Here is a 4,203-nt window from a genome sequence, read left to right as displayed (position 1 = left end):
CCGGAGCGCACCGCGTTCCGGGCCTTTTGTCGCTCAGCGGTCGCCGAGCCGGATAATCTCGTGGAACTCCTCACGTCGGCCAGGCTCGTCGGCAGCGACGATCAGCGCCAGTTGCTGCTCGTCGAAAATCTTGAACCACTCGTCCCATTCGACCAGCTCGTAGCCGCCGGCGTTGGGAGGCCGCTCCGGGCGGTCGCCGTCCTCATAGGCGTTCTGGCCAAAAACCAGGCGCAGCATGGGTTGCGTGCCGGCCTCGGGCGAAATGTCGACAATGGCCGGAAATCCGGCGCGCGCCGCCGCCCAGGAACGGATCGCATCGTGCTCGGTCAGGGTGATTGTACCGGCCATCGGCGTTCTCCTGTTTTGTGTTGAGAACGCCGGTCTCCCGGAGCTGTTCCAAGCCGTCGCTTAACCGCTTGTTTGTGCTTCCCGACTAGCATCTCCCCTTGGGTAACTTGGGGAAGTCACTGTCCGTTGGACACCGGTCTGCTCATAGCGCTGCTCAATCCGACGATAGCGCTGGCGCTCGGCGCTGCGTTCCTCGTGCTGTGGTTCTACCAGCGCCATCGTCCGTATCTGGCGGTGCTGGCGGCGAGCTACTGCCTGTCGGCGTCGGGTTTCCTGCTGCAATATTTCACGCTGCCGCTCGGCATCGTGGCGACCAAGCTGATCTCCAACATATGTTTCACGATAGCCGCCTGCTGCCTTTCCGGCGCGATCATCGCCCGCTACGGCCGGCGCGTGCCTTATTTCGGCATCGGGCTCATGGCCGGCGGCGGGCTCGCCGCCTTCGCATGGTTCATGTTCGTCGAGCCGGATCTTACCTGGCGCGTGCTCAGCATGAATTTCGGCTTCGGCGGCCTGAGCCTGCTCGTCGCCGCCGAGCTCAGGACAGTGCGCAACAATGGCCCTGAGAAAATCCTGGTCGCGCTGGCCCTGCTTTCCGCGCTGAATTTCACCGCCCGTACCCTGATCGTCGTCATCGCGCATGGACCGTTCCCAAGCTATGACGGCTTCTACGGCTCGTCCTACTGGACGACGGCGCTGCTCTCGCACGCGCTTTTGTCGCTTCTGATCGCGCTCTGCCTGTTCACGGCGGCCGCCCTCGACGTGCTGAAGGCACTGAAGGCCGAGACGCACACCGACCCGTTGTCCGGTCTTCTCAACCGCCGCGGCTTCGAAGACCGGGCAGCACTGCTGCTCGATCAATGCGCCAAGGCCGGGTTTCCCGTCGCGCTGGTGCTTGCCGACCTCGATCACTTCAAGGCGCTCAATGACCAGCACGGACATGAGGCAGGCGACCGAGTGATTGCCGACTTCGCTGCCAAGCTGCGCTTTGCCACGGGCGCGCGCGGGGCTGCGGGCCGCATCGGCGGCGAAGAGTTCGCCGTGCTCCTGCCGCTCAGCGATCTCGCCGCGGCGCGCCTTTTCGCCGAAGCGATCCGCACTTTCTATTCGGCCGGGGCCGTCGACGGCCTGCCGCCCGGCACCAGGGTGACAGCGAGCTTCGGCGTTGCGGCCCGCAGCGGCGCGGAAGGGCTGGCGCCGCTGATGCGGCGCGCCGACGAGGCGCTCTACAAGGCCAAGAGGAATGGCCGCGACAGCGTCCGCCTTTCCTACGAGCGCCCCGAAACCGCCTTCGTGCCCGAAGCGGTGAGCGTCGGCTGAAAATCGCAGGCTCCAGAGCACCTGACAACAGCCAACATCACTGCCCGAAGGCGACGGACGTTAACGTGTTTTTCGCCCGTCGATGGTTTTCTGCCCGGGGGGCTTCGAAGGGAACATGGGCAGCGCTGATTTCATCCTGGTGATCAATCTGCTCGTCGCCGGGCTGTTGGCCGCGGCCTTCGCGGCGATCGCCGTCCACGACGTCGGGCGTGTGTCGGCGCGCTGGCTGGCTTTCGGCTATTTGCTCGGCATGGCCTATTTTGCCATCGAGTTCAGTATCCCCGCTTTTGCCGATGCCCGGCTGCCGGTTGTCATGGCCTTCGCTGTCTTCCTCGGCGCAACCATCGCTTTCAACGGCGGGGTTGCCCACAAATATGGCGTGACGCCGCCCTGGGCGCCGATGCTGGTCTTCCTGGCCGTGGCCTCGGCCGCCGTCTATCTGGTGCAGGACCTGCCGCGATACTCGCTCACCCGCATGTTGGCCTATCAGCTTCCTTATGCGGCCATGCAGTGCACCGCGCTTGGCATCGTGCTGTCCTCCAGGCAGCGGCTCGAGCGGCTCGATCACCTCCTGATGCTCGTGCTCGCGGCGAGCGCCCTGCAGTTCGCATCAAAGCCTTTCATCGCCGGCGCGCTCGGCGGCTGGGGCGCCAATCCGCAATCCTATGTGCAGACGGGTTATGCGCTGGTGTCGCAGTCGCTTGGCACCGTGTTCGGTCTGGCGCTGGCGCTGCTCGCGCTCGCCATCCTGGTGCGCGACGTGCTGGCCGAGGCGATGTCGAAATCGGAGACGGACACGCTGTCGCGGCTCCTCAACCGCGGCGGTTTCGAACGCCATGCCGAGCTGGCGTTGCGGGATGCGGTGCGCCGGGGCGTACCGGTGGCGCTGGTCATCGCCGACCTCGACCACTTCAAGAGGATTAACGACAGCTACGGCCATGCCTGCGGCGATCGTGTCATCGAGACCTTCGCAGGCTTGCTGCGCGAGGCGGCGGCCTAGCATCACGTCGCCGGCCGCATCGGCGGCGAGGAATTCGCCATCATCCTGCCCGGTACCCATCTCGCTGCCGCGCGATTGTTCGCGGAAGGCGCGCGCAGCGCCTTTGGCGGCCTGCCGATCGAAGGCCTGCCCGCCGATCATCGCTGCAGCGCGAGCTTCGGCGTCGCCGAGCTTGCCGTGGATGAGGATTTTTCAGATCTGCTGCGGCGCGCCGACGAAGCGCTTTACGCAGCCAAGAATGCCGGCCGCGACTGCGTGCGCGTCTCGCTCGGGACCGCGCGCCAGCAGTTCACGGCGGCGGTCAGCGGCAGGGGCTGAGGTTGGGCATCTCGCCGTCGGAGAGGCCGTACATATAGGAACGGCCCTTGATGAAGACCGGCGGCTGGTAGCAGCCCGGGGCGCCGGCAGCGTCGGAATCGTAGATGACATCTGGCTGGCCGGCGCCGGTGAAGTTCGAGAGCTGCTTGGCGTGCCGGCCCTCGCCGACGATGATGCGCTTGTAGCCGGCGGCGCTGTCGATGACGAGATTGCCGAAGGAATCGGCATAGACGCGGTCGTGATGGCGCAGGCCGGCTTCGGCCGGCACAGCAATGGCGGTGGCAAGTGCAGCCAGCGTCGCGACCGCCAGGCCTGCCCGCACTGAATTCGAACGCATGTCGCTCTCCCTTGGACGGTGCGACCCTCGGGATCGCCCTGCAAACGTCGTGCGAATCGGAAATTAACCCTTTCTTAACCTTTGTTAAGGGGCAGACAGGCTTCAGGAGGGGAACTTAATGAACATGGTTAATTTCGGCGCCTTGGCTTCCACTCCGTCCATCGCCCCGTCCCGGCCCAGCCGACCCAGGCGAGCTTGATCTTGGCGCATTGCGTGGCTAGCGTGCCGCGCACGAAAGGGGCAGCACATGATGTTTGGCCGCGCGATTTGGGTGTCGCTCGTTGTTCCGCTGCTTCTTGCGGCTGCGGCCTGCGTGCCGCAGGACGGCGTGCCGAAGGCGGCGAATACTTTATCGCCAACAGTCTCGCCCGTTCCAAGCAGCCAACCCGTCGCTCCCGGGGCTGGAGCTGCCGCAACGCCCAAGACATCGACAACAGCTTCGCCACCCGCAACCAAAATCACCACCGACTTGACCATGCCGCGAGCCGGCGTCGGAACGGCCACCTACAGGTGCGGCGACGGCGGCATGATCACCATCCAAAATCTCGGCTCGTCGCTGCGCGTGCTCGGGCCGGATGGCTCGGCCGAAGTGTTTCCAGCGTCGCCCGCCAACCAGACCAGCCGCTATCAGGAAGCGGCGACGCATGACGCAATCGTGATCGACGGTCGCGAGGCGCTGGTGATGAAGAAGGGGTCCACGCCGCAGAGCTGCAAAAGATAACGGATTTATTGCACCGCAGCGACGTTGCGCCGGCTGCAGATCGGCCGCTAATCGATTGAAGCTGAATTTCCCCGTTTTGTCAGACTAAATGACGTTTCCAAAACGATTTTCCGGCTTTGACGCGGTGCAAAAAGCGCATTAGAAACCCGCTATCCGAGG

At 64.8% G+C, this 4,203-nt stretch carries 5 protein-coding genes and 1 pseudogene; 3 read left to right on the top strand and 3 right to left on the bottom strand.

What is annotated here, in order from left to right; genetic code table 11:
• Positions 1-33 precede the first annotated feature (33 nt).
• Positions 34-348: a hypothetical protein gene (locus EOA60_RS21405; RefSeq protein WP_095825184.1), complete on the bottom strand. Its 315-nt coding sequence runs from the start codon at positions 346-348 to the stop codon at positions 34-36.
• A 126-nt stretch (positions 349-474) separates the two neighbouring features.
• On the opposite strand from EOA60_RS21405, the gene EOA60_RS21400 reads away from it, so the two are divergent.
• Both EOA60_RS21400 and EOA60_RS21395 read left to right on the top strand, forming a co-directional pair.
• Positions 475-1,668, top strand: coding sequence for a GGDEF domain-containing protein (locus tag EOA60_RS21400; protein WP_067322920.1), 1,194 nt, complete (start codon positions 475-477; stop codon positions 1,666-1,668).
• A gap of 115 nt (positions 1,669-1,783) precedes the next feature.
• A pseudogene (locus EOA60_RS21395) lies at positions 1,784-2,986 on the top strand (GGDEF domain-containing protein).
• Here EOA60_RS21395 and EOA60_RS21390 read toward each other — a convergent pair.
• Together EOA60_RS21390 and EOA60_RS39910 are read right to left on the bottom strand one after the other, a co-directional pair.
• The gene (locus tag EOA60_RS21390) at positions 2,970-3,323 is read right to left on the bottom strand and encodes a hypothetical protein (RefSeq protein WP_095825185.1); all 354 of its coding nucleotides are present in this window, start codon (positions 3,321-3,323) and stop codon (positions 2,970-2,972) included. The pseudogene EOA60_RS21395 and the gene EOA60_RS21390 overlap by 17 nt on opposite strands.
• Before the next feature lie 102 nt (positions 3,324-3,425).
• The gene (locus EOA60_RS39910; protein ID WP_336619658.1) at positions 3,426-3,800 is read right to left on the bottom strand and encodes a hypothetical protein; all 375 of its coding nucleotides are present in this window, start codon (positions 3,798-3,800) and stop codon (positions 3,426-3,428) included.
• On the opposite strand from EOA60_RS39910, the gene EOA60_RS39905 reads away from it, so the two are divergent.
• Positions 3,799-4,044 (top strand): hypothetical protein, encoded by a 246-nt coding sequence (locus EOA60_RS39905; RefSeq protein WP_336618886.1) that lies wholly within the window; start codon positions 3,799-3,801, stop codon positions 4,042-4,044. The genes EOA60_RS39910 and EOA60_RS39905 overlap by 2 nt on opposite strands.
• The last annotated feature ends 159 nt before the right edge of the window (positions 4,045-4,203 follow it).

This window comes from Mesorhizobium sp. M1A.F.Ca.IN.020.06.1.1, assembly GCF_004023265.1.
Classification (GTDB): Bacteria; Pseudomonadota; Alphaproteobacteria; order Rhizobiales; family Rhizobiaceae; genus Mesorhizobium.
The sequence above is the reverse complement of the archived record's forward strand: the minus strand, read 5'-3'. Positions and strand labels throughout refer to the sequence as shown.